General features: G+C 62.4%; 17 protein-coding genes and 1 tRNA gene. 15 read left to right on the plus strand and 3 right to left on the minus strand.

All coding sequences use genetic code 11. The annotated features are described in order from the left end of the window. Window positions 1–13: 13 nt before the first annotated feature. A complete protein-coding gene (locus F6S12_RS10775) occupies window positions 14–1,447 on the minus strand; it encodes a M48 family metalloprotease (RefSeq protein WP_011059791.1) in 1,434 nt (477 codons plus the stop codon). 232 nt (window positions 1,448–1,679) lie between these two features. Between F6S12_RS10775 and F6S12_RS10780 the strand changes: the two genes are divergently transcribed. Beyond that, a complete protein-coding gene (locus F6S12_RS10780; RefSeq protein WP_011059792.1) occupies window positions 1,680–1,919 on the plus strand; it encodes a sulfurtransferase TusA family protein in 240 nt (79 codons plus the stop codon). Between the two features lie 40 nt (window positions 1,920–1,959). Further along, window positions 1,960–3,030 (plus strand): AI-2E family transporter, encoded by a 1,071-nt coding sequence (locus F6S12_RS10785; RefSeq protein WP_011059793.1) that lies wholly within the window; start codon window positions 1,960–1,962, stop codon window positions 3,028–3,030. Window positions 3,031–3,066: 36 nt separating this feature from the next. On the opposite strand, the gene F6S12_RS10790 is transcribed toward F6S12_RS10785, so the two are convergent. Continuing rightward, window positions 3,067–3,540 (minus strand): peroxiredoxin, encoded by a 474-nt coding sequence (locus F6S12_RS10790; RefSeq protein WP_011059794.1) that lies wholly within the window; start codon window positions 3,538–3,540, stop codon window positions 3,067–3,069. Window positions 3,541–3,549: 9 nt separating this feature from the next. Continuing rightward, window positions 3,550–4,110, minus strand: coding sequence for a glycine cleavage system protein R (locus F6S12_RS10795; RefSeq protein WP_011059795.1), 561 nt, complete (start codon window positions 4,108–4,110; stop codon window positions 3,550–3,552). Window positions 4,111–4,436: 326 nt separating this feature from the next. Here F6S12_RS10795 and dapA point away from each other — a divergent pair, with 326 nt between their 5' ends. From dapA to F6S12_RS10860, 13 genes are all read left to right on the plus strand, one after another. Next, on the plus strand, window positions 4,437–5,315 hold the full coding sequence (gene dapA, locus F6S12_RS10800) for a 4-hydroxy-tetrahydrodipicolinate synthase (RefSeq protein ID WP_011059796.1): 879 nt from the start codon (window positions 4,437–4,439) through the stop codon (window positions 5,313–5,315). Between the two features lie 17 nt (window positions 5,316–5,332). Continuing rightward, a complete protein-coding gene (bamC, locus tag F6S12_RS10805; protein WP_011059797.1) occupies window positions 5,333–6,448 on the plus strand; it encodes an outer membrane protein assembly factor BamC in 1,116 nt (371 codons plus the stop codon). 4 nt (window positions 6,449–6,452) lie between these two features. After that, window positions 6,453–7,211, plus strand: a complete 759-nt coding sequence (locus tag F6S12_RS10810) for an MBL fold metallo-hydrolase (RefSeq protein WP_011059798.1) — start codon at window positions 6,453–6,455, stop codon at window positions 7,209–7,211. 28 nt (window positions 7,212–7,239) lie between these two features. Further along, a complete protein-coding gene (gene purC, locus F6S12_RS10815) occupies window positions 7,240–7,953 on the plus strand; it encodes a phosphoribosylaminoimidazolesuccinocarboxamide synthase (protein ID WP_058433542.1) in 714 nt (237 codons plus the stop codon). 84 nt (window positions 7,954–8,037) lie between these two features. After that, window positions 8,038–8,127: transfer RNA gene (locus F6S12_RS10820), tRNA-Ser, on the plus strand. A gap of 568 nt (window positions 8,128–8,695) precedes the next feature. Beyond that, window positions 8,696–9,262, plus strand: a complete 567-nt coding sequence (locus F6S12_RS10825; protein ID WP_011059800.1) for a fimbrial protein — start codon at window positions 8,696–8,698, stop codon at window positions 9,260–9,262. Between the two features lie 27 nt (window positions 9,263–9,289). Continuing rightward, window positions 9,290–10,033, plus strand: coding sequence for a molecular chaperone (locus tag F6S12_RS10830; protein ID WP_315868895.1), 744 nt, complete (start codon window positions 9,290–9,292; stop codon window positions 10,031–10,033). A gap of 175 nt (window positions 10,034–10,208) precedes the next feature. Beyond that, window positions 10,209–12,791 (plus strand): fimbria/pilus outer membrane usher protein, encoded by a 2,583-nt coding sequence (locus F6S12_RS10835; protein WP_315868896.1) that lies wholly within the window; start codon window positions 10,209–10,211, stop codon window positions 12,789–12,791. Continuing rightward, window positions 12,791–13,549, plus strand: a complete 759-nt coding sequence (locus tag F6S12_RS10840; RefSeq protein ID WP_077933533.1) for a fimbria/pilus periplasmic chaperone — start codon at window positions 12,791–12,793, stop codon at window positions 13,547–13,549. The genes F6S12_RS10835 and F6S12_RS10840 overlap by 1 nt, the downstream gene beginning before the upstream one ends. Before the next feature lie 94 nt (window positions 13,550–13,643). Then, window positions 13,644–15,275 carry a ShlB/FhaC/HecB family hemolysin secretion/activation protein gene (locus F6S12_RS10845; RefSeq protein ID WP_202602883.1) on the plus strand — a complete coding sequence of 544 codons (1,632 nt, stop codon included), beginning with the start codon at window positions 13,644–13,646 and terminating at the stop codon, window positions 15,273–15,275. Between the two features lie 75 nt (window positions 15,276–15,350). Next, a complete protein-coding gene (locus F6S12_RS10850) occupies window positions 15,351–18,386 on the plus strand; it encodes a GLUG motif-containing protein (RefSeq protein WP_315868897.1) in 3,036 nt (1,011 codons plus the stop codon). Window positions 18,387–18,606: 220 nt separating this feature from the next. Next, complete coding sequence (locus F6S12_RS10855; protein ID WP_262214182.1) at window positions 18,607–19,749, plus strand: fimbrial protein; 1,143 nt, start codon at window positions 18,607–18,609, stop codon at window positions 19,747–19,749. Between the two features lie 143 nt (window positions 19,750–19,892). Beyond that, the gene (locus F6S12_RS10860; RefSeq protein ID WP_315868898.1) at window positions 19,893–22,889 is read left to right on the plus strand and encodes a GLUG motif-containing protein; all 2,997 of its coding nucleotides are present in this window, start codon (window positions 19,893–19,895) and stop codon (window positions 22,887–22,889) included. Window positions 22,890–22,940: the final 51 nt, after the last annotated feature.

Raw genomic sequence — 22,940 nt, forward strand, 5'->3', positions numbered from 1 at the left:
GCTTGCGTCAATGTCAGCGCATCATGTCCTTGACCATCTGTTCCTGGTCCATCATCTCGCGCTGGCGAGCGTCGATCCTCGACGACAGGGGGAAGTTGCTGCCGGCCCGGCGTTTGGCGAAGTCCAGCTGCTGGATGGCCTGGCGATAGTCGCCCACCAGGGCGAAGTACTCGGCCCGGGCCTGGTGCAGGCCGATGATATTGCCCGACAGGCCGCGGGTTTCCGCCACCAGGTACCAGACATCCGGGTCGTCCGGGCGGCTTTTCAGCAGGCCTTCCAGGGCCTTTTCGGCATCGGCCGGGCGGTTCTGCTTGAGCAGCAGGTCCACGCGGATCTGGTTCAAGGGGTAATTGCCCGGGTACAGGTTGAGCATCCTTTCGACCCGAGTCTGCGCGTCCGGCAGGCGGCTGTTGGCCATGTCCAGTTCGATCTGAGCCAGGTTGTAGGTCACGTCGTTGGGCGACTTGGCCAGCAGGGGCTTGAGGTTTTCCCGTGCTTCGTTCCACTGGCTGCCCTTGATCTGGGCGATGGCCAGGCCGTAGCGAGCGATGTCGTTCTTCGGGTTCTCATCGAGCTGCGCGCGAAAGCGCTTGGCGGCCAGCCCTGGCGATTCCTCATAGGTCAGTTGCACCCGGGCGCGGATCAACTGGTAGCGCAGGCTGTCTTCGGTGCCGCCTTGCCGGGCCTGTTCAGCGCGGTTGCGGGTGTCGGCGATCCGCGATTCGGTCACCGGGTGAGTCAGGAGAAATTCCGGCGGCTTGGCATCGAAGCGGTACTGGCGCATCAGGCGTTCGAACATGGTGGGCATCGAGCGCGGGTCGTAGCCGGCTTTTTCCAGGTTGAGGATGCCGATGCGGTCGGCTTCCTGCTCGTTCTGCCGGGAGAAGCGCCGCTGTTCCTGGATGGCTGCGGCCTGGGTGCCGGCGATGGTGGCGATCCCCGCGTCCCCGGCGCCAGCGGCGGCAATCACGATCCCGGCCAGCAGGGCGGCCATCATCGGCACCTGCATGCGCTGCTGGGCTTCGACCCCCCGGGCGAAGTGGCGCTGGGAAAGGTGCGCCAGTTCGTGTGCCAGCACCGAGGCGTACTCGCCTTCGGTCTGGGCATTGAGGAACAGCCCGCCATTGACCCCGATGATTCCCCCGGGAGCGGCGAAGGCGTTGAGCTGCGGGCTGTTGATCAGGATGAATTCCAGGCGCCGGTCGTTGACCTGGCTGGTTTCCACCAGTTTGTAGACGCTGGTTTCAACATAGTCCTTGAGTTGCGGGTCGTTGAGCTGCGAAACCTGGCTGCGCAGCAACGCCAGCCAGGCACGGCCCAGTTGGTATTCCTGTTGCGGAGAGACAATGGCTGAACTGGCATCACCAAGTGACGGCAGGTCGTCGGCGAAGCCCGGTGAGGCGAGCAGGCAAGCGAGCGTCAGCAGGGTAGGGCGCAATACATTCATGCACAAAGCCTTAATCGACAAAGGCTCTACTGTAGCTGGACACCTGGCCGGGGACCAGACAAAGCCAGTGAAAACTCTGAGGATAAAAAGTGCTTTTGGGTAAATTCCGGCGTCTATCTGATCGTGGCTTCGGCAGCGCGCGGCAGTGCTCTGGTGTCGGGCTTCTTTATTGCCGGCGGGCCTGGCTTGCAGGGTATTCTAGACGCCTTGAATTGATGATCGGAGTAACCCAATGACCGATGTTGTCGCCCATGATGCCGAGCTGGACGCCAGCGGCCTGAACTGCCCGCTGCCGCTGCTCAAGGCCAAGATGGAACTCAATCGCCTGGCCAGTGGCGCGGTACTCAAGGTCATTGCCACCGATGCCGGCTCCCAGCGTGACTTCCGCACTTTCGCCCGCCTGGCCGGTCATACCCTGCTGCGTGAAGAGGATGAAGCCGGGGTGTATCGCTACTGGTTGAAAAAGGCCTGAGCGCAGTCTGCCCTTGAGGGCCTTCATCTAAGGAACATCGATGTTCAAAGTGCTACGTGACTGGATTCAGCGCTACTTCTCGGATGAAGAGGCGGTGGTGCTGGCCGTTCTGCTGTTTCTGGCCTTCACTGCCGTCCTGACCCTGGGCGGCATGCTCGCGCCGGTGCTGGCGGGGATGGTCCTGGCCTACCTGATGCAGGGGCTGGTGGTGAGCCTGGAGCGGCTGCGCCTGCCTGGCGGGGCGGCCGTGGGGCTGGTGTTCGCGCTTTTCATGGGGCTGCTGCTGGTGTTCATCCTGGTGGTGGTGCCGTTGCTCTGGCATCAGTTGATCACCCTGTTCAACGAGCTGCCGGGCATGCTCGCCAAGTGGCAGTCGCTGTTGCTGCTGTTGCCCGAGCGCTACCCGCATCTTGTGTCCGACGAGCAGGTGCTGCAGGCCATCGAAGTGGCCAGGGGCGAGATCGGCAAGTTCGGCCAGTGGGCGCTGACCTTCTCCCTGTCCAGCCTGCCCTTGCTGGTGAACATCATGATCTACCTGGTGCTGGTGCCGATCCTGGTGTTCTTCTTCCTCAAGGATCGGGCGATGATCAGCCGCTGGGTGATCAGCTATCTGCCCCGCGAACGTACGCTGATTACTCGCGTGGCCCATGAAATGAACCGGCAGATCGCCAACTACATTCGCGGCAAGGTCATCGAGATCGTCATCTGTGGCGGGGTGACCTACATCGCCTTCGTCGCCCTGGGCCTGAACTATGCGGCCCTGCTGGCTCTGCTGGTGGGGGTCTCGGTGGTGGTGCCCTATGTCGGCGCCGTGGTGGTAACGGTACCGGTGGCGCTGATTGCGCTGTTCCAGTGGGGCTGGAGCGATCAGTTCATCTACCTGATGGCGGTCTACGGGATCATCCAGACCCTGGATGGCAACGTGCTGGTGCCGCTGCTGTTCTCCGGCGCGGTGAACCTGCACCCGGTGGCGATCATCTGTGCGGTGCTGCTGTTTGGCGGGCTGTGGGGGTTCTGGGGGATATTCTTTGCGATTCCCCTGGCGACCCTGTTCAAGGCAGTGCTGGATGCCTGGCCCAGGAAGGACCCGGTGGTGGCACCTCTACTCTAGATAAACGGGGCGGCTGATACAGCCGCCCCGGTCATTTCAGGCCTTGTTCAGGGCCTGGGCCGCGGCCAGTACGGCGTCGACGTGCCCGGGTACCTTCACCCCGCGCCATTCCTGGCGCAACACACCGTCCTTGTCGATCAGGAAGGTGCTGCGGTCCACGCCCAGGTATTCCTTGCCGTAGAGCTTCTTCAGCTTGATCACGTCAAACAGCTGGCAGACGGCTTCGTCCTTGTCGCTGATCAGCTCGAAGGGGAATTCCTGCTTGCACTTGAAGTTCTCGTGGGACTTCAGGCTGTCGCGGGAAACGCCGAAGACTTCGGTGTTGGCAGCCTGGAAGGCGGCGTATTGATCGCGAAAGCCCTGGCCTTCGGTGGTGCAGCCCGGGGTGCTGTCCTTGGGATAGAAGTAGATCACCACTTGCTTGCCCTTGAGGTCGGACAGGCTGACGGTCTGCCCGCTGGTGGCGGGGGCCTGGAAATCGGCAATAGGTTGATCGATAGCAACGGCCATGGGGCTTCCTTACATAGGGTTCTGTGGGCGCCAGGGTTCGATCAGCGCGTCGAGGTTCATGGCGTCGGCAAAGTCCAGGAACTGGTCGCGCAGCCAACTGATCTGGGTGCCGGCGGGCAGGGTCACGGTAAAGGTGGCATTGAGCATGGTGCCGCCGGTCTGTGGAGCCTGGTAGGTATCGCAGGTGAGGTTTTCCAGCTCGACCTGATGGTCGATGAAGAACTGGCACAGCTCATTGACGATGTCCGAGCGGTACGCGGCGCTGACGTAGGCCACATAAGGCAGGGCCTGGGGGCGGCTTTCCAGGGCGGCGCTGCGCACCACGTTGACCGTGAAGGCATGCTTCTTGGCCAGGAACGGCAGGCTGCTTTCCAGGCGCGCCAGGGCGTCCCAGCTGCCGGAAATCTCCAGAACCAGCGCGCTGCACTCGCCATGCCGGGTCAGGCGCGACGTCACCACGGCGCAGCGGTTTTCATGGCTGGCGCGGCACAGGACGTTGGTCAGCTCCATGGGGTTGGCGCCGAGGGCACTGATGACAAGGAATTGTTCGCGAACTGTGGGGGTGGACATGCAGCATTCCTAAAGCGATGAGCGGTCGGTACTTTTTGACAAGCCAGTACCGGGCAAGCGTCGCCGGCGGAACTTCAAGGCCTCGGACCACAAGCCGGCGACTGGCCCCGAAACGCTCGGAACACAGGCTGGCAACGCGGGAGTGGGGCTTTGCAGATCCAACAGGCAGGCGATAACCCGGTCTACACGCTTATCAGTAGCGATCAAAGCCTGAAGGGTAGCGAAAACCATCGCTCAGGGGAATGCTCATGGCGCGGGACTTCGCTTGTGCAAGGAACTTGGCGCCAGTACCATTACCGCTCTCTTTTTCCGGCAGGAGCGGTTGCATGATTGCGGGCAGTATGGTGGCACTGGTCACACCCATGGATGCACAGGGAAATCTCGACTGGGACAGCCTGAGCAAACTGGTGGACTTCCACCTGCAAGAGGGCACCAACGCCATCGTGGCGGTCGGCACCACAGGTGAGTCGGCCACCCTGGATGTGAACGAGCACATCGAAGTGATTCGTCGGGTGGTCACCCAGGTTGCAGGGCGCATTCCGGTGATCGCCGGTACCGGCGCCAACTCGACGCGCGAAGCGATCGAGCTGACCACCAATGCGAAGATCGCCGGCGCCGATGCGTGCCTGCTGGTGACCCCGTACTACAACAAGCCGACCCAGGAAGGCCTGTACCAGCATTTCCGCGCCATTGCCGAGGCCGTGGACATCCCGCAGATCCTCTACAACGTTCCGGGCCGCACCGCATGCGACATGCAGGCCGAGACCGTGATCCGCCTGTCCAGCGTGAAGAACATCATCGGGATCAAGGAAGCCACCGGCGACCTGCAGCGCGCCAAGGCCATCCTGGCCGGCGTGCCCGGCGATTTCCTGGTGTACTCCGGCGATGACGCCACCGCAGTCGAGCTGATCCTGCTGGGCGGCAAGGGCAATATCTCGGTGACCGCCAACGTCGCGCCACGGGCCATGAGCCAGATGTGCGCCGCGGCCATGGCCGGCGATGCCGCCAAGGCCCGGGAGATCCACGAGACCCTGATGCCGCTGAACAAGACTCTGTTCATCGAATCCAACCCTATTCCCGTGAAATGGGCCCTGCACGAAATGGGCTTGATGCCGGACGGTATCCGTCTGCCGCTCACCTGGCTCAGTGCCGCCTGTCACGAACCGCTGCGGCAGGCCATGCGCCAGTCCGGCGTCTTGGTTTAATTGAGGAAGTACAACGCATGAAGCGAATGGCCGGACTTTCCGCACTTGCCTTGATTATCTCCAGCACCAGTGGCTGCGGTTGGATCTGGGGCCCGGAAGGCTACTTCCGTGACCGGGGTAGCGATTACCTGCAAGCGCAACAAACAGCACCGATGCAATTGCCGCCGGATGTACAGACCGCCAAGCGTCTGGACCCTCTGCTGCCGATTCCGCGCAACGTGGCCGACGACAACGTCAAGGGCGAGTACGAAGTGCCTCGTCCCCAGCCGCTGTCGGCCATTGCCGATGCCAGCGACTACACCCTGCAAAAGAGCGGCGATTCGCGTTGGGTCATGGCCCAGCATCCACCGGCCGAAGTCTGGCCAGTGGCGGTGCAGTTCTTCCAGGACAACGGTTTCCGCCTGGATCAGCAGCGCCCGCAAACCGGTGAGTTCACCACCGGCTGGCAGCGTTCCGACGAGCTTTCCGCGGCCGTGGCCAAGCGCCTGAGCAGTGCCGGCGTCGCCGCCGACAGCGAAACCCGCGTACGGGTACGCATCGAGCCAGGCGTGCAGCGCAACACCAGTGAAGTCTACGTGGTCAGTGCCGAGCGTCCCGCCGGCAGCACTGCCGACGTGGAATTCACCAACCGTTCGGTCAACACCGGCCTGGACGCAGCGCTGGTGGACGACATGCTGGCAAGCATGAGCCGCACCTCCGAGAAGGGCGGTTCGGTGTCTCTGCTGGCGGCCCGCGATTTCGATACCCCGAGCCGGGTCAGCCTCAGCGAGGATGGCAGCGGCAACCCGGTGCTGAACCTGGGCGCCGACCTCGATCGCGCCTGGTCCAGCGTTGGCCGTGCCCTGGAACAGGGCGAATGGCGGGTTGAGGACATCAACCGCAGCCTGGGCCTGTACTACATCAACCTGGCGGAAAAAGCCGAGAAGAAAGACGACGAGCCGGGCTTCTTCGGCAAGTTGTTCGGCAGCAAGCCGGCCAAGGAAGAGATCGAAGCCCGTGCCGAGCGCTATCAGGTTCGCCTGAGCAAGGTAGGCGAGAACGTCCAGGTCACCGTCGAGAAGAACATCAACACCGTGGCGCCGGCCGATGTGGCACGCAAAGTGTTGGGCGTGATTCAGGACAACCTGGGCTGATCCGATGCGTTTTGCCGTTCTCGGCAGTGGTAGCCAAGGGAATGGCACGCTGATCGTCAGTGCCGACACCTGCGTTCTGGTGGATTGTGGTTTCTCCCTGCGGGAAACCGAGCGGCGCCTGCTGCGTCTGGGAGTCGATCCCGCGCAGTTGAGCGCCATCCTGGTAACCCACGAACATGCCGACCACGTGCATGGCGTGGGTTTGCTGTCTCGGCGCTACAATCTACCGGTCTACCTCAGCCAGGGCACCTTGCGCGGGATGCGCAAACCGGTGGAGGTCGCGGGTTTTGTCCGCGGTGGCGAGTCGCTGCAGATCGGCGCCTTGCGCATCGACGTGATTGCCGTGGCCCACGACGCCCAGGAACCTACGCAATTTGTCTTCAGTGATGGCCAGCGGCGCTTCGGCCTGCTGACCGACCTCGGCTCCTACTGCGCCGGGGTGCTGGACGGCTACCGTGGCCTGGATGCCTTGATGATCGAGGCCAACCATTGCCGGGATCGGCTGGCACGGGGTTATTACCCGTACTTTCTCAAGCAGCGGGTTGGCGGCGACCTGGGACATTTGAACAACCATCAGGCCGCAAGCCTGGTGGCCGAATTGGGATGGCAGGACCTGCAGCACCTGGTCCTGGCTCATCTGAGCAGCAAGAACAACCTGCCGCAGCTGGCCCGGCAATGTTTTGTCGACACCCTCGGGTGCGACCCGGACTGGCTGCAACTGGCCGATCAAGATTCAGGGCTCGACTGGCGCCACATCGCCTAGCCCACCTACTTAGCAAGCGGAGCCCATCATGGAAAAACGTGAAGAACTCTACCGCGGCAAAGCCAAATCGGTTTACAAGACCGACGACGCCGACCGCTTGATCCTGCTGTTTCGTAACGACACCTCGGCGTTCGACGGCAAGCGCATCGAGCAGCTGGACCGCAAGGGGATGGTGAACAACAAGTTCAACGCCTTCATCATGCAGAAACTCGAAGCCGCCGGCGTGCCGACCCAGTTCGACAAGCTGCTGGGCGACAACGAATGCCTGGTGAAGAAGCTCGACATGATTCCGGTGGAGTGCGTGGTGCGCAACTACGCCGCCGGCAGCCTGGTCAAGCGCCTGGGCGTGGAAGAGGGCATGAAGCTCAACCCTTACACCTTCGAGCTGTTCCTCAAGGACGACGCCAAGGGCGACCCGTTCATCAACGAATCCCACGTGGTGGCATTCGGCTGGGGCACCGTCGAGCAACTGGCACGCATGAAAGAGCTGTCGCTCAAGGTCAACGAAGTCCTGAGCAAGCTGTTCGATGACGCTGGTCTGCTGCTGGTGGACTTCAAGCTGGAGTTCGGCGTGTTCAGCGACGGCTCCATCGTCCTGGGCGACGAGTTCAGCCCGGACGGTTGCCGTCTGTGGGACAAGGACACCAAGAAGAAGATGGACAAGGACCGCTTCCGCCAGGGCCTGGGCGATGTGATCGAAGCCTACGAAGAAGTGGCCCAGCGCCTCGGCGTACCGCTGTAATCGACGCAAGCATCTGATAGCACGGAAAAAATTTGCTCGGGGGGCTTCGCTTCGAGCAAAGGTGCTGTTATGATGCGCGCCGTTGGAGAGATGCCAGAGTGGCCGAATGGGACGGATTCGAAATCCGTTGTACCTTCACCGGTACCTAGGGTTCGAATCCCTATCTCTCCGCCATACAAATGAAAGCCCCGGAAATCATCGATTTCCGGGGCTTTTTTGTTGCTCGCAATCGGCCGCCCCGGGCCGTGCGCCCCCCTCGTTTTCCAGCAACGCCTTCTGCCGAACTGTTAGCGCCGGCGGAATCAGTGCGTCCTGCGCCCGGTCGATTCGGCGGTGCGTGGCCAAATATCAATAGTCCACAATACTTGATGCTGTTATCGGCTATTGGATTGATATTCTAGGAAGTTGTTATTAGCGAGTAACTTTAGTTTGTCTGTTGTTTAAGTCGGTTTTCCCTTCCGAGAAATTTCCTGTTTCTCTGCGCGAGCATTCCCGGAAATCATGCTGTAGTGATCTTGATCCAAATAAATCGACTCTTCTATATGCTTGGTCGCTGCTGGCAGACCCGATCCGAACTTGTAGTTCAAGCCGGTCGGGGTGCCGGGAACAAGCAGCATTAATTAACTTTTATAAGGTCAGGCAAATCCGTTCTTCCAGGCTGGCGGCAGTATTATTGTCGGTTGCTTTCGGAGGGAAGTGTTTTGTTGTTGCTTCCTTATAATCATTTGGAAAAGGAAATCAGATGAAACGCAAGACTCTCTTGTCCATGGCAACTTCCGGGTTGATGCTGGCAGCATTGATTCCATCCTTTGCCCAGGCTACCGATGGCGTGGTGAAGTTCAGTGGCAGCATCTCTGACACCACCTGCGATATCAACGGCAAGGCACCGGGCGAAGGTAACGAGACTAACGTTGAACTCGGTACTATCAACCCGTCTGTATTTAGCGAGATCGGCAAGACCTCTACGCTGAAACCGTTCGTACTACAGCTTTCGGGTGCCAGCTGTACTGCTGGTAAGAGCGTTTCCATCGAGTTCGATCAACTCGGCAACGTCGACCCTGCCTCCGGCAACCTCAAGCTGATCGGTAGCAAGCCTGCAAGGGGCGTGCAGATCCAGATCTACAACGACCACGGCAGTACTCCGGCGAAGATCGTCCTGGGTCAGGCGGAAGCCGCACCCCAGGTCGCTACGATCTCCACTGAAAAGACTGCAACCCTGAAGTACCAGGCCGCTTACGTATCTACTGAAGCCTCCGTCGGTGCGGGTTCGGGCGTGTCCTACATCCGCTACACCCTTGCATACCAATAACAGCAGTTAGTTATTAAGGGGCAGGTCATGACGCCGACTGCGCGTTTTGTTCATTCTCTCGTTATCGGTGTCATGTTCCTGGGGATACTGTCGGGGGTCGCGCATGCCGGGATAGTACTGGAAGGTACGCGCCTGGTTTATCCAGCAGAGGCTCGTGAAGTTACATTGAAGTTGAGTAACACCGGCTCTGTGGCCTTGTTGGCGCAAAGTTGGATCGACGAAGGCGATGCCAACAAGTCTCCTGAGGAAATCAAGGTTCCCTTTCTTCTGGCCCCAGCAGTCAGCCGGGTGGAAGCGGGAGGCTCGGCAATATTGCGTTTGTCTTATTCAAAAGAACCCTTGGCAAAAGATCGCGAGTCATTGTTTTGGCTGAATGTACTGGAAACGCCACCACGGCGAAAACAGGACGAGAACGTGTTGCAGTTTGCATTCAGGACTCGGATCAAGATTTTCTTCCGTCCTGACAACTTGATTGGCAATGCGGGCATGGCTGGCGAAAAGCTCAAGTGGGAATTAAGTCGAGCAGGCGCTTCGCAAGTTCCGGTTATCAAAGTGTTCAATCCAACACCTTATTACGTGTCCTTCGGACGCATGGAAGTTGCTGTGTCAGGCCGTCGAATCGATTTGAAGCCAGGCATGGTCGCACCCTTCGGATATGAGTCTTTCCCCTGGCCAGCGAGCGCTCCGTCACAGCCGACCAAGGCATCAATCGAATATGAGGTGATCGATGATTTCGGCGGCCGAGGCCTGCTGAAAAAGTCGCTTCTTTGACGGGGTTCCTCATCACTTCTGCGGGCTTTTCAGTGGCTTGGTTTTCTTGAGGGGCAGGGATCTCGTTATGTCGCGTATTCCGTGCCATCGGCATTTGCGTGCGAGCTGTTCTGGGCCTTCATCCGGCCGCAGACGGGTTCCGGCGACGCAGTCACTGTGTCTGGCGGCGGTGCTGATGAGCAATTCCATGGTGCTGGTGGCCGACCAGGACGGCATCGCGCCGGCGACGGCAGAGGCTGCGGATACGGGCTCCAGCCAGGATGTGTTGTTCGACAGCCAGATGCTATTTCAAGGTAAGGGCACTCCCATCGATACCTCGCGCTTTCAACAATTGGGCTATGTCGCGCCCGGCACATACTTGCTTGATGTGCTGGTGAGCAGTCAGTGGCGGGCGTTGCAGGAAATCCAGTTCCGCGCCAGCGATGACCCCCAGGGCAGCCAGCCGTGCTACGACCGTTCGTTGTTGCAGCAGTTGGGTATCGACTTGAAAAAGACCGATGCGAGTCTGGGCACCCATTCCTCTCACCCTCTCATGGGTGATGGGCTGTTTTGCGGCGACCTGGGCAGCTACATCCCTGGCGCGACCACCCGCGTCAAAATTGCGGAACAGAAGATCGAGTTGTCGGTGCCGCAGCTTTTCCTGCAGCAGAACCTGTCGAAAACCTATGTCGATCCGGCGAGCTGGGATTACGGCGTGTCCGCGGCCACGCTCAACTACAACACCAGCCTGTTCAGTTCCCAGAGCAATGGGCGAAGCCAGACCGATGGCTATGCCGGGCTCAACCTGGGGCTCAACCTGGGTGACTGGCGTCTGCGTCACAGCGGCACCGCCACCTGGTCGCCGGAGGTGGGCGGCCATTATCAGCGCGGTTACATCTATGCCCAGACCGACCTGCCGGCCTGGCACTCGCAGTTGCTGGTGGGAGAGAGCGTGACCGAAGCCGATCTGTTCGACTCGGTATCGTTTCGCGGTGTCCGGCTGGCCAGCGACCCGCGCATGCTGCCCGAGAGCCAGCGCTACTACGCACCGCAGATCCGCGGCACGGCCAGCACCAATGCCAAGGTCTCGGTCTATCAGCGCGGCTACATGATCTATGAAACCTCCGTTGCACCGGGGCCGTTCGAGATTTCCGATCTGCAAGCGGCAAGCTTTGGTGGGGATCTGGACGTGACGGTCACCGAGGCCAACGGCCAGACCAGCCGCTTTACCGTACCTTTTGCCACCACCGTGCAAACCCTGCGCCCCGGCACCTCACGCTACAGCCTGACGGCGGGCAAGGTGGCGAACCCCGGGCTCGGTGGCAGCGAGCAATATGTGGCCCAGGGCACCCTGCACTACGGCCTGGATAACCAATTGACCGGTTATGCCGGCACGGCACTCACCGGCAGCTACATGTCGGCGCTGATCGGCAGCGCACTGAATACTTCCCTCGGGGCTTTTGGCCTGGACCTGACCCAGGCCAGAACCGAGCTGCCCCGGGGCGGCAGCATGCAGGGCCAAAGCGTGCGCCTGTCCTACAGCAAGAACCTGCCCAACAGCGGGACCAACTTCTCATTGCTGGCCTACCGCTATTCCACCAGCGGTTACCTGGGCCTGCAGGACGCCATCACCCTGCAGGACCACGTCAACCAGGGCGAAAGTGTCGACTCGTTCGCCCGGGTCCGTGACCGCCTGGATATCAACATCAACCAGCAACTGGGCGACGGCGCAGGGCAGCTCTATGCCACGGGCTCCAGCCTCCAGTACTGGAATCGCCAGGGCCAGACCCTGAACTTCGCCATGGGTTACAGCAACCAGTGGCGCGGTAACAGCTACTCCTTCATGGCTCAGCGCATGCGTGCTTCCAGCAGTGGTTCACGGGCAGGCGCGGGGGCGGACAACACGTTTTTCAGCTTCAGCCTGTCGATTCCCCTGGGGCGGGAAGGGCGCCGGGGTACCACGATCAACAGCTACGCCAGCCATGACAAGCGTTCTGGCGCGCACTACACCAGCGGCATTTCCGGCGTACTGGACAAGGATGGCGACGCCACCTATGCGTTGTCCGCCGCCCATGACCAGCGCCAGGGCGAAACCTCGACCAACGCCAGCCTCAACTATTTCCTGCCCGAGGTTTCCCTGAGTTCGAGCTTTTCCCAGGGGCGCGACTATCGTCAGCAGTCTCTGGGGGCTTCCGGGGGGATGGTGCTGCATTCGGGTGGCTTGACCTTCGCCCAGACCCTGAGTGAAACCACGGGCCTGGTGCATGCTCCCGATGCCAAGGGCGCCCGGGTCGGCTATGCCGATACGCGGGTGGATGGAAGCGGCTATGCCGTGGTCTCCAGCCTGAGCCCCTATCAATTGAACACCGTGGACATCGACCCCACTGGCGTTGCCGACGACGTCGAGCTGCTGCTCAGCTCACGCCATGTGGCGCCGGTGGCGGGGGCGGTGGTGATGCTTTCGTACCCGACCCGCAGGGCGCGTGCGGTGCTGATCGACAGCCAGCAGCCCGATGGCCAGCAGTTGCCGTTTGCTGCCGTGGCTGTCGATGCCCAGGACGGTGCCGAGCTGGGGGCGGTGGGCCAGGGCAGCCGCCTGGTGCTGCGTACCGAGCAGGACCAGGGCACGATTCGCGTGGAATGGGGCCAGGAGCCGAATCAGCAGTGCCTGATCGACTACCAGTTGCCGCCCCGCGATACGGCCTCCGCCACGGGCTATGTGGTGCTTCAGCGCCCCTGCCGGGCGATGCCGGCAGGTTCCGTAGAGGAGCGGCCTTGATGGACCATCAAGGCGGATATGGCCGTCTTTGCTCCCTGCGTGGTTGCCGGTGGCTGCTGGGGCTGCTGGCCTTGTCCAGCGGCTGGGCCCAGGCCGACCTGTCGATTGTCGGCACACGGTTCATCTATCCCGCCGGCAAGCCGGCCATCAGCATCCGGGTCGGTAATAGCGGCCGTGCGCCGATCCTGTTGCAGGCCTGGCTGGACAAGGGCGACGCCGAGGTCGACCCCAGCGCCCTGGTGGTGCCGTTCGTGCTGTCGCCACCCATCTCCCGGCTCGAGCCAAGGCAGAACGCAGCCCTGGTCCTGCGCTACAGCGGCGAGCCATTACCCGGCGATCGGGAGTCGGTGTTCTGGATCAACTTTCTCGAAGTACCGCCCCTGGCGGCCGCGAAGGACGACTTGCTGCGGCTGGCATCGCGCATGCGCATGAAGCTGCTGTACCGCCCCCAGGGCTTGTCCGGCAAGGCTGACGAAGCGGTCCGCCAGTTGCGCTGGAGCCTTGTGGCGGCGGGGGCGGGCGGCGCGGCGCTGCTGGCCGGCAACCCGACCCCGTACTACGTGTCCTTCGCTGAGGTGGCGCTGGGCAGCGGCAATCGATCAATCACATTGCAGGGGATCACCGTGGAGCCCTTCGGCTCGGCGCGGATCGCCCTGCCCGATATGCAGGGAATTACCCCGGATCAGGCGGTGGTTCATTACCAAGTGGCAACTGACAGCGGGGAGACGCTGAGTGGAAGTGCGCGGATACAAGACTGAAGTTGCCTTGGGCAAGTCATCGAACAGCCTGCTTGCGGGGGGCCTTGAACGGCGCTGGCAGCGATTGTCCGGGGGCTGCCTGGGCTTGCTGCTGATGTTGCCCGCAGTGGCGGCTGCCGCGGTGTATGTGCCCAACGCCGGGCAGGCGATGCGCGACATCCAGGCCACGCAACCGGCCTTGCCGGAGCAGCCGGCACCGGAGCTGGACCTGCCGGCGAAGCCGCCGAGCGCCCCTGCCCAGGCTCCGGACACCTCCGGCATCCGCTTGCAGGTCAACGACTTCGTGATCGTCGGCAACCAGGTGTTCAGCAACGAGACGCTGCAAGCCCTGCTGGCGGACCTCAAGGGCCAGGAGCTGGACCTGAACCAGCTGCGCGCGGCCGCCGAGCGCCTGACGACCTATTACCAGGACCAGGGCTACATGCTGGCCCGGGCCTTCCTGCCGGCCCAGGACATCGAGGACGGCGTGGTGCGTATCGAGGTCATGGAAGGTCGCTATGGTCGTATTCAAGTGAACAACCAGTCCCGGGCCCTGAACTCGGTGATCACAGGCCCGCTGTCGTCACTGCACAGCGATACCGCGGTCCGCAGTGAAGATCTTGAACGCAGCCTGCTGCTGTTGAGCGACCTTCCCGGGGTCCGGGTCAAGGGCACTCTCAGTGCCGGCGAGCAGCGCGGCACCACCGACCTGCTGGTCAATGCGCAGCCCGGGCCCTGGGCCAGCGGCACCCTGGAAGCCGACAACTTCGGCGGCTACTACACCGGCGAATACCGCCTCGGGGGCAGCCTCAACCTCAACAACCCCTTGCGCCTGGGCGATCAGTTCAACCTGCGCCTGCTCGGCAGCGACGAGGACCAGCGTTACTACCGCGCCGCCTACAAGCTTCCCCTGGGCCCCTGGTCCACCAGTGTGGGCGTGGCCTATTCGCGGATGAACTACGAGTTGAGCCGGGACTTCGAGGTGCTGGAGGCCCACGGCCAGGCGAGCATCGGCAGTGTCTTCATCACTCAGCCGCTGATCCGCAGCCGCACCTTCGATCTCAGCGCCCAGTTGCAGTACGAGGACAAGCGCCTGCGCGACGACATCGACCTGTTCGAAGTCAGCAGCCAGAAGCATGTGGAACTGTGGAGCCTGAGCCTCAACGGCAACTCCCAGGACAGCCTGCTCGGCGGCGGGCAGAACTTCTTCTACCTCACCTACGGCAGTGGCCGGTTGAGCATCGACGACCCGATGGACCAGTGGCGCGACCATTTCACGGCCGGCACCAACGGTGGCTTTCAGAAGCTCAACCTCAATGCCGCGCGCCTGCAGTACCTGAGCCCGCGCTTTCAGCTCTATGGCCAGTTCAACGGCCAATGGTCCTCGACCAACCTGGACAGCTCGGAAAAATTCGGCATCGGCGGCCCCTTCGATGTGCGCGCCTATCCCCAGGGCAGCGGCAGTGGCGACCAGGGCTGGCAGGCCAGCCTGGAACTGCGCTTTCTCCTGGCCCCGCGCTGGCAGCTCAAGGCGTTTGTCGATCACGGCGCGGTGCAGGTCAACAAGAGCCCCTGGATCCACGACGAGAACCGCCGCCAGTTGTCGGGCGCCGGTGTGGGTGCCAGTTGGAGCGGTCCTTCGCAACAGATCAGCGTGACCAGTGCCTGGGCCCTGGACAACAACCAGGAAGGCAGCGGGCCCGAGCGCACGCCGCGGATCTGGGCCAGCGCGACACAGTATTTCTGAAGGCCGGCGTGTGCTTCGGAGGTGGTGCCGTCCTGCATAGGTTGCAGGGCGTTAATAAGTAGATAAGGAGTCAACGTGAATAAGGTTTATGCATTGGTGTGGAATCAGGCCCAGGGCTGCTGGAGTGTGACCGACGAGGGCGCACGCCGTCGTCGCCGCTCCGGAACACGCAAGGGCCTGGTGGTGATGGTGGCCGGGCTGCTGGGCATTGGTGTTCTGCCTGTGGCCTTCGCGTTGCCGACGGGAGGCACGGTGGTCTCCGGCACGGCGGACATCCTGACGTTCGACAATGGCAAGCAGATGTCGATCAACCAGCACTCCGACAAGCTGATCACCAACTGGAACGACTTCAGCGTGAACCGTGGCCAGACGGTGACCTTCAGCCAGCCGACCAAGACCTCGGTGGCCCTGAACCGGGTGATTGGCGTCAATGGCAGTAACATCCAGGGGCAGATCAATGCCAACGGCCAGGTGTTCCTGATCAACCCCAACGGGGTGGTATTCGGCAACAACGCCCAGGTCAACGTCGGTGGCCTGGTGGCCTCGACCCAGAACATCACCGATGCCAACTTCACCGCCGGCAACTACAAGTTCGCCGGGACCTCGCAGGCTGAAGTCGTCAACAACGGCATGATTACCGCCACCGATGGCGGCAGCGTGGCGCTGATCGGCAAGACCGTGCGCAACGAAGGTGACATCAAGGCGCAGAAGGGCAGCGTGGCCCTGGGTGGCGGCAACGAGTTCACCGTCAGCTTCGACAGCAACAACCTGCTGGACCTGAAAGTCGATGCCGCGGCGATCGATGCGCTGGTCAGCAACGGCGGGCTGCTCAAGGCCGACGGCGGGCAGGTATTGATGACCGCCAAGAGCGCAGGCTCGATGCTGCAGACCGTGGTCAACAACCAGGGCGCCATCGAAGCCAACACCCTGTCGCGCAAGGCCGGCAAGATCACCCTGGACGGCGGTGACGTCGGCGTGGTCAACGTCGGCGGCTCGCTGAGCGCCAACGCACTGACTGCCATCGGCGATGGCGGCGTGGTGGAAACCAAGGGCGCCACCACCAAGGTGCAACTGGCCGCCCGGGTCAACACCCTGGCCAACAATGGCCGGGCCGGGACCTGGAAGATCAGCTCTTCGGACGTCACGGTCAATCCGACCTCCACGCCCGGTGAAACCACCGTGTATGCCGATACCCTGTCGCACAACCTGGCTACCACCAACATCGAGTTGAACAGCAAGGCCGGCAACGTGTCGATCGATGGTGATATCGCCTGGGCCAGCGGCAATCAATTGAGCGTGGCCTCGGCCCAGGACATCAGCCTCAACAAGAACCTCAAGAGCAGCGGTGCGGGCGCCCGTATCGAACTCAATGCCAATCGGGACATCAAGATCAATGGTGCAGTAGCGCTGACCGGGGTCAACAGCAGCCTGGGCCTGGACTACGGCAACAGCTACGCGCTGGGGCCGAAGGGCCAGGTCACCCTGTCCGGCAGTGGCGCCTGGTTCGACGCCAATGGCGACCTGTACAAGGTGATCCAGAACGCCGCGCAATTGCAGGCGATCGGTACCAGCCTCGACGGCCTGTATGTGCTGGGCAACGACATCAAGGGCACCGGCAGCATCAAGTCCATTGGTGGCAGTCGAGAGTTCAACGGGATCTTCGACGGCCTGGGCAATACCATCAGTGGTTTCACGGTCAATACCGACGGCCCTTACGGCGGTCTGTTCGGCCGCTCGTCCGGTACCATCAGCAACCTCAAGCTGGCGTCGATGAACATCTACGGTGCCACCTCCAACGCAGGCTTCGGCAAAATCGGTGGTCTGGTCGGCGTAAACACCGGCCGCATCGAAAACGTCAGTGGCACCAACCTCAACGTCTTCGCCAACAGCAACCAGAACAACATTGTCGGCGGCCTGGTCGGTGTCAACGCCGGCGGCACCATCGATCGTGGCTCGATGGCCGGTACGGTGACCGGTAATGCCAACACCTCCGCCGTCGGTGGGCTGGCGGGGGAAAACAACGTCGCTTCGACTGGCCTCGGCACCATTACCAACAGCACCACCGACGTGCGGGTGCTGGGCACCATGCAGGTCACCACCAATGGCGGCATGGGCGGCCTGGTAGGCGTCAACAAGGGCGGCCTGATTAGCGACTCTTCGAGTGCTGGCACCGTCGGTACCGGGTTCAACCGTTACGTCCAGGACCCGAACCTGGGTGGCCTGGTGGGTTACAACCAGGGTGGCAGGATCGAACGCGCCAGCTCCTCGGTCGGCGTCTGGGGGTACACCGCCAGCCGTATCGGCGGCCTGGTGGGCTTCAACAACAACGGCGCTATCGTCTACTCCAGCGCCAGTGGCGCGGTGGTCGGGGCGGGCTCCGTGGCTGCCGGTGGCCTGGTGGGCTGGAACCAGAACAGCGAGCTCAATAACGTCGAGGCCACAGGCAAGGTCAGCGATTCGACCGGTGCCAACGTCGGCGGGCTGGTGGGCAAGAACGACAACAGTCGGATCCACAGGGCTGAAGTGACAGGTGATGTGGTCGGCGGAGCCAGCGGCAACATCGGTGGCCTGATCGGGCACAACTTTGGTGGCAACACCGAATATGTCGTGGCCCGTGGCAAGGTCAGCGGCGGCAACCTCAGCTACGTCGGCGGCCTGGTGGGCTACAACGACGGTGACCTGAGTTCGGCCGAGGCCAGCGGTGACGTCAGCGGCGGCGCCAACAGCTTTGTCGGCGGGCTGGTGGGGACCAACGGCGACTTTGTCGATCACCGGATCAACAGTGCCTCGGCCAAAGGCAATGTGGTGGGCGGTAGCCAGAGTTCGGTGGGTGGCCTGGTCGGCCAGAACAATTCGTTCATCACCAACTCCCTGGCCAATGGTCAGGTGAGCGGCGGCACCTATGCCCGCCTGGGTGGCCTGGTCGGCTTGAACATGGGCGATCTGCGCAACTCCGTGGCCTACGGCAACGTCAAGTTCGTGTCGAACTACGCCCAGACCTACGGCGGCCTGGTCGGGGTCAACTACGGCGACATGCGCAACAACACGGCGCTGGGCCTGGCGACTCAGGTACCCGCGGTCGGCCTGAACCAGGGCGACATTCGCAACTGATGATCCACAACCACTGATCCGAGGAATGGCAGTTGCCCCCGGTGCGCCTGGCGCACCGGGTTCCGGCTGCTGGCGGGTACCTGCTTGTCTCGTTCCTTGATGATCTTTTTTAGGGGTGGCCGCGAGCAGCCGGCCACTGTTGGGCAATCCATCTCGTTTGTGCAGAACGCTGCCCTTGTCATGGGCGGTATCACCAAGGCGCAGACAGGGAGAAAGACAGATGATTCGCCAATGGCTGAGGCTTGTAGCCGATTGCAGACCGCTGCCCCTGTGGGTTCATGGCGTCATGCTCGCAGGGGTGCTTTGCGGCTGGGGCGGCGCAGAGGCGCAAGCGGCCTCGTTGAACGGTTATGCCAGGGATTGCAACCTCAGCAGCAAGGCCGGTTCCCCCTGGAGGCTGGTCAACCCGTTGAACACCAATACCCCGGTGGGAACCGTGTTGTGGGAGCGTACGGTGACCTTGCATACCAGTTTCAACCTGGCGATCTCCGGGAAACCGCGGGAGCTGGTGACCGCCGGACATTGGAGCCCCGGTACGCCGCAGACCGATGACGCCGCGCCTACCGATGTCGCCGGCATTGGCCTGCGACTGGACGTAGCTCCGCAAGGGCGGGAGAGAATACGAGTGACCCAGGTCACTTCTCCCATTGTCCTGGAAAAAAATGATGACCTGATCTACGAGAGCGGTTTACCCGCTCAGACCATGGTCACCCAGATTATTCAATCGCTGATCCTGACCGTACCGCCGGATCAGTTGCCCACGGGCACTCTCAAAGTGACCCAGGTAACAGGCTCGTCCTACCTGCAGTTGTATGCGTACGACCTGGAAAAAAACGAATCAACCCTGGGATCCCAATTGGGCAAGCTCAGCCCGCCGCTGACCTACAGCTGCCGCAAGAGCCTGGTCATGGGCGGCCTGGACTTCAACATGGACATCGAGCTGCCCAAGACCTGTGTGGTGGAAGCCTACAAGGAGATCGGCGTGCGCCTGGGGCGCTTCTCCCTGGCGGACTTTCCCCAGGTCAATGCCACCTCGCCCGAGGTTCCCTTCAGCATCGGGTTGAGCCGCTGTTCGATGCAGGCCCGGCCTCGCGTCAGCTTTATCGACAAGTCAGGGGGCTCTGCGGTCAAGGGCGTGCTGGGCCTGATCGATTCCACCACCCGCGGGTTCGGCATTGTCATGACCAATGGGCTGACCTCGGAGCGCATCGAGTACAGCGGCCAGAGCTACGAGATGCAGCGCATCGGCGATGGCGCAAGCATTCCCCTGCGAGCCAGCTACATCCGCATCGGCAATGACCAGGAGGTTCACGCCGGAGGGGCTGCCAACGGGGCTGCAGAGTTCACTTTTACCTTCCCATGATCGCGACCGCTCATTGAGCCGGGCCGTCCGTGGGCAAGTTCTACCCAACACCGTCGTCCAGTTTGAAGGCCTAGCGCGCACTTCAGCGGCAGTGCCGTGCTGCAAAGGTTTGCAGTACGTAGATAAATCGATATGGAGTTTTCATGAACAAGATCTATGCATTGGTATGGAACCAGGCCCAGGGCTGCTGGAACGTCACTCACGAAGGCGCCCGGCGTCGGCGTGCCGGCTCCGGCAAGGGCCTGGTGGTGGCAGTTGCCAGTCTGTTGGCATTGACCGGGTTGCCTTCGGCGTTTGCCTTGCCCACGGGAGGGGAGGTGGTGTCCGGCAGTGCCGATTTCCATACCCAGGGCCAGCACATGTCCATCAATCAGCAGACGGACAAGCTGGTCACTCAGTGGAAGGATTTCAACGTGCAGAACGGTCAGTCGGTGACCTTCAACCAGCCCACCAGCACTTCGATCGCCCTGAACCGGGTCGTGGGTGTCAATGGCAGCCAGATTCACGGGCAGATCAACGCCAATGGTCGGGTGTTCCTGATCAACCCCAACGGCGTGGTGTTCGGCCAGGGCGCTCAGGTGAATGTCGGTGGCCTGGTGGCTTCGACCCGGGATATCAGCGATGCCGATTTCAAGGCCGGCAACTACAAGTTCGCCGGCACCTCGGCAGCCGAGGTGGTCAACCAGGGCTCCATCACTGCCGCTGACGGCGGTGGCGTGGCGCTGCTCGGGGCCAGGGTGACCAACCAGGGCACCATCAAGGCGCAGAACGGCCGTGTGGCGTTGGCCGCAGGCGATGGCTTCACCGTCAGCTTCGATGACAACCAACTGCTGGACCTGCATGTCGACAGCGCAGCGCTTAACGCGCTGGTGCACAACACCGGCACCGGCCTGCTCAAGGCCGATGGCGGGCAGGTGCTGATGACCGCCAAGAGCGCGAGCTCCATGCTGCAGACGGTGGTCAACAACCAGGGCACCGTCGAAGCCAACACCCTGTCGCAGAAGGCCGGGCGCATTACCCTGGATGGCGGCGACGTGGGCGTGGTCAGCGTCGATGGCTCGCTGCGCGCCAGTGCGCTGGACGGCAAGGGCGATGGCGGGGTGATCGAAACCCGGGGCGCCAACACTCGGGTGCAACTGACGACCAAGGTCGACACCCAGGCCAGGGATGGCCAGACGGGCACCTGGAAGATCGCCAGCAACGAAGTCAAGGTGGGCTCCTTCCTCACCGCCAAGAGCAACACTGCCCATGCCGACACCTTGTCGCGCAACCTGGCAACCACTCATATCGAACTGGCCAGTGGCAAGGGCGACGTGGCGGTGGAAAACGGGCTCTTCTGGTTCAGTGGCAACCAGTTGACCCTCTCTTCGGCCAAGGACATCCGCCTGGATGACAGCCTGTTTGCCGGTGGCGCCAATGCCCGGGTGGAACTCAACGCCCAGGGGGACATCAAGCTCAATCGTCAGCTGACGCTGAGCGGCAGCAACAGCAGCCTCGGGCTGAACCATGGCGGCAACTTTGCGCTGGGCCAGAATGGCGGCGTCACCCTGTCCGGCAACGGCGCCCGCTTCGATGCCAACGGCGAAGCCTACAGCGTCATTCAAAACGCCACGCAGTTGCAGGCGATCGACCAGGATCTGGCGGGCCGCTACGTGCTGGGCAACTCCATCGACAGCAGTGCACGCCTGACCTCCATCGGTGGGCAGCAAACCTTCAGCGGCGTCTTCGAGGGCCTGGGTAACACCCTCAGCGGTTTGACGGTCAACAGCAACGGCACCGACGGCGGGCTGTTCGCCAGTTCGTCCGGCAGCATCGGCAACCTCAAGCTGGCCTCGATGACCATCAACGGCGCCACGTCCACCACCGGTAGCAGTGCCGTCGGTGGCCTGGTGGGGCGCAACAGCGGGAAAATCGCCAACGTCAGTGCCAGCAAACTGCGGGTGAATGCCAAGGGCCGGCAGGACAACCTGGTCGGCGGCCTGGTGGGCAGCAACGCCGGTGGCTCCATCGACGCGTCGTCGGTGGCCGGTGTGGTATTGGGCAATAGCTTTACCTCGGCGGCCGGTGGCCTGGTGGGCGAAAACCGTCAGGTGGCGGGCAGTGGCGGCACCGTGACCAACAGCAGCGCCGATGTCCGGCTCACCGCCAGCATCGCCAGCAACGCCGAGGGCGGTGTGGGCGGTGTGGGCGGGTTGGTGGGCGTCAATCATCAAGGGCTGATTGCCGGTTCCTCCAGTTCTGGAACGGTTTCCAGTGGTGACAGCTACAGCTACAAGGGCACCAACCTGGGTGGCCTGGTGGGTTACAACCAGGGCGGCCGCATCGAGGGTTCCCAGTCTTCGACGGCGGTCTCGGGCAATGGCGCGAGCCATGCCGGCGGCCTGGTGGGGCGCAACGAGTCGGGCCGCATCAGTGACTCTGTCGCCAGCGGCGGGCTGCTGGGCAAGAACTTTGCCACGGCCGGTGGCCTGGTGGGCCTGAACCAGGACAGCACGTTGCACAACGTCACGGCCAGTGGTTCGGTCAATGGCGGCAGCAGCCTGCACATCGGTGGTCTGGTGGGGCAGAACATCGACGGCCACATCAGCCTTGCCGAGGCCTTCGGCCTGGTCCAGGGCGCGAGCAACAGCAACGTGGGCGGGCTGGTCGGCTACAACGTGGGCGGGCTGGTTGCCAACTCAACGGCCTGGGGCAACGTCGTGGGCAAGGACCAAAGCCATGTCGGCGGGCTCATCGGCTACAACGCCGGGGACCTGAAGTCGGTGGAAGCCCGTGGTGATGCCAGTGCTGGCGCCAAGAGCGCGGTGGGCGGCCTGGTGGGTACGCATGGCGTTCTCAAGGGTGACAGCCTTATCGACACCGCTTCGGCCAAGGGCAATGTCTCCGGGGGCAGTTACAGCGTGGTCGGTGGCCTGGTGGGGCAGAACAACGCGCGGATCGTCAACGCGCTTGCCAGTGGTGAGGTTTCAGGCAGCCGGGATGCACGGCTTGGCGGCTTGGCGGGGGTGGACCTGGGTGACATTCGCCAGTCCGCATCCTTCGGCAATATCCAGGTGATTGCGCCCAACTACGCAAGCCTGGGTTACGACCGCCCATTCAGTCAGGCGGCCGACTTCAACCAGGGGGTGATGGGCAACTGAATCGCCCCCGGCCGTCGATAGAGGCACTTGCCCACTTCGGATATGCCCTGG

The organism is Pseudomonas sp. JV245A, assembly GCF_032424515.1.
Lineage (GTDB): Bacteria > Pseudomonadota > Gammaproteobacteria > Pseudomonadales > Pseudomonadaceae > Aquipseudomonas > Aquipseudomonas protegens.

Coding starts and splice junctions, on each gene's coding strand:
- F6S12_RS10775 (WP_011059791.1), bottom strand. CDS start 1,447: ATGAATGTATTGCGCCCTACCCTGCTGACGCTCGCTTGCCTGCTCGCC.
- F6S12_RS10780 (WP_011059792.1), top strand. CDS start 1,680: ATGACCGATGTTGTCGCCCATGATGCCGAGCTGGACGCCAGCGGCCTG.
- F6S12_RS10785 (WP_011059793.1), top strand. CDS start 1,960: ATGTTCAAAGTGCTACGTGACTGGATTCAGCGCTACTTCTCGGATGAA.
- F6S12_RS10790 (WP_011059794.1), bottom strand. CDS start 3,540: ATGGCCGTTGCTATCGATCAACCTATTGCCGATTTCCAGGCCCCCGCC.
- F6S12_RS10795 (WP_011059795.1), bottom strand. CDS start 4,110: ATGTCCACCCCCACAGTTCGCGAACAATTCCTTGTCATCAGTGCCCTC.
- dapA (WP_011059796.1), top strand. CDS start 4,437: ATGATTGCGGGCAGTATGGTGGCACTGGTCACACCCATGGATGCACAG.
- bamC (WP_011059797.1), top strand. CDS start 5,333: ATGAAGCGAATGGCCGGACTTTCCGCACTTGCCTTGATTATCTCCAGC.
- F6S12_RS10810 (WP_011059798.1), top strand. CDS start 6,453: ATGCGTTTTGCCGTTCTCGGCAGTGGTAGCCAAGGGAATGGCACGCTG.
- purC (WP_058433542.1), top strand. CDS start 7,240: ATGGAAAAACGTGAAGAACTCTACCGCGGCAAAGCCAAATCGGTTTAC.
- F6S12_RS10825 (WP_011059800.1), top strand. CDS start 8,696: ATGAAACGCAAGACTCTCTTGTCCATGGCAACTTCCGGGTTGATGCTG.
- F6S12_RS10830 (WP_315868895.1), top strand. CDS start 9,290: ATGACGCCGACTGCGCGTTTTGTTCATTCTCTCGTTATCGGTGTCATG.
- F6S12_RS10835 (WP_315868896.1), top strand. CDS start 10,209: ATGAGCAATTCCATGGTGCTGGTGGCCGACCAGGACGGCATCGCGCCG.
- F6S12_RS10840 (WP_077933533.1), top strand. CDS start 12,791: ATGGACCATCAAGGCGGATATGGCCGTCTTTGCTCCCTGCGTGGTTGC.
- F6S12_RS10845 (WP_202602883.1), top strand. CDS start 13,644: ATGTTGCCCGCAGTGGCGGCTGCCGCGGTGTATGTGCCCAACGCCGGG.
- F6S12_RS10855 (WP_262214182.1), top strand. CDS start 18,607: ATGATTCGCCAATGGCTGAGGCTTGTAGCCGATTGCAGACCGCTGCCC.
- F6S12_RS10860 (WP_315868898.1), top strand. CDS start 19,893: ATGAACAAGATCTATGCATTGGTATGGAACCAGGCCCAGGGCTGCTGG.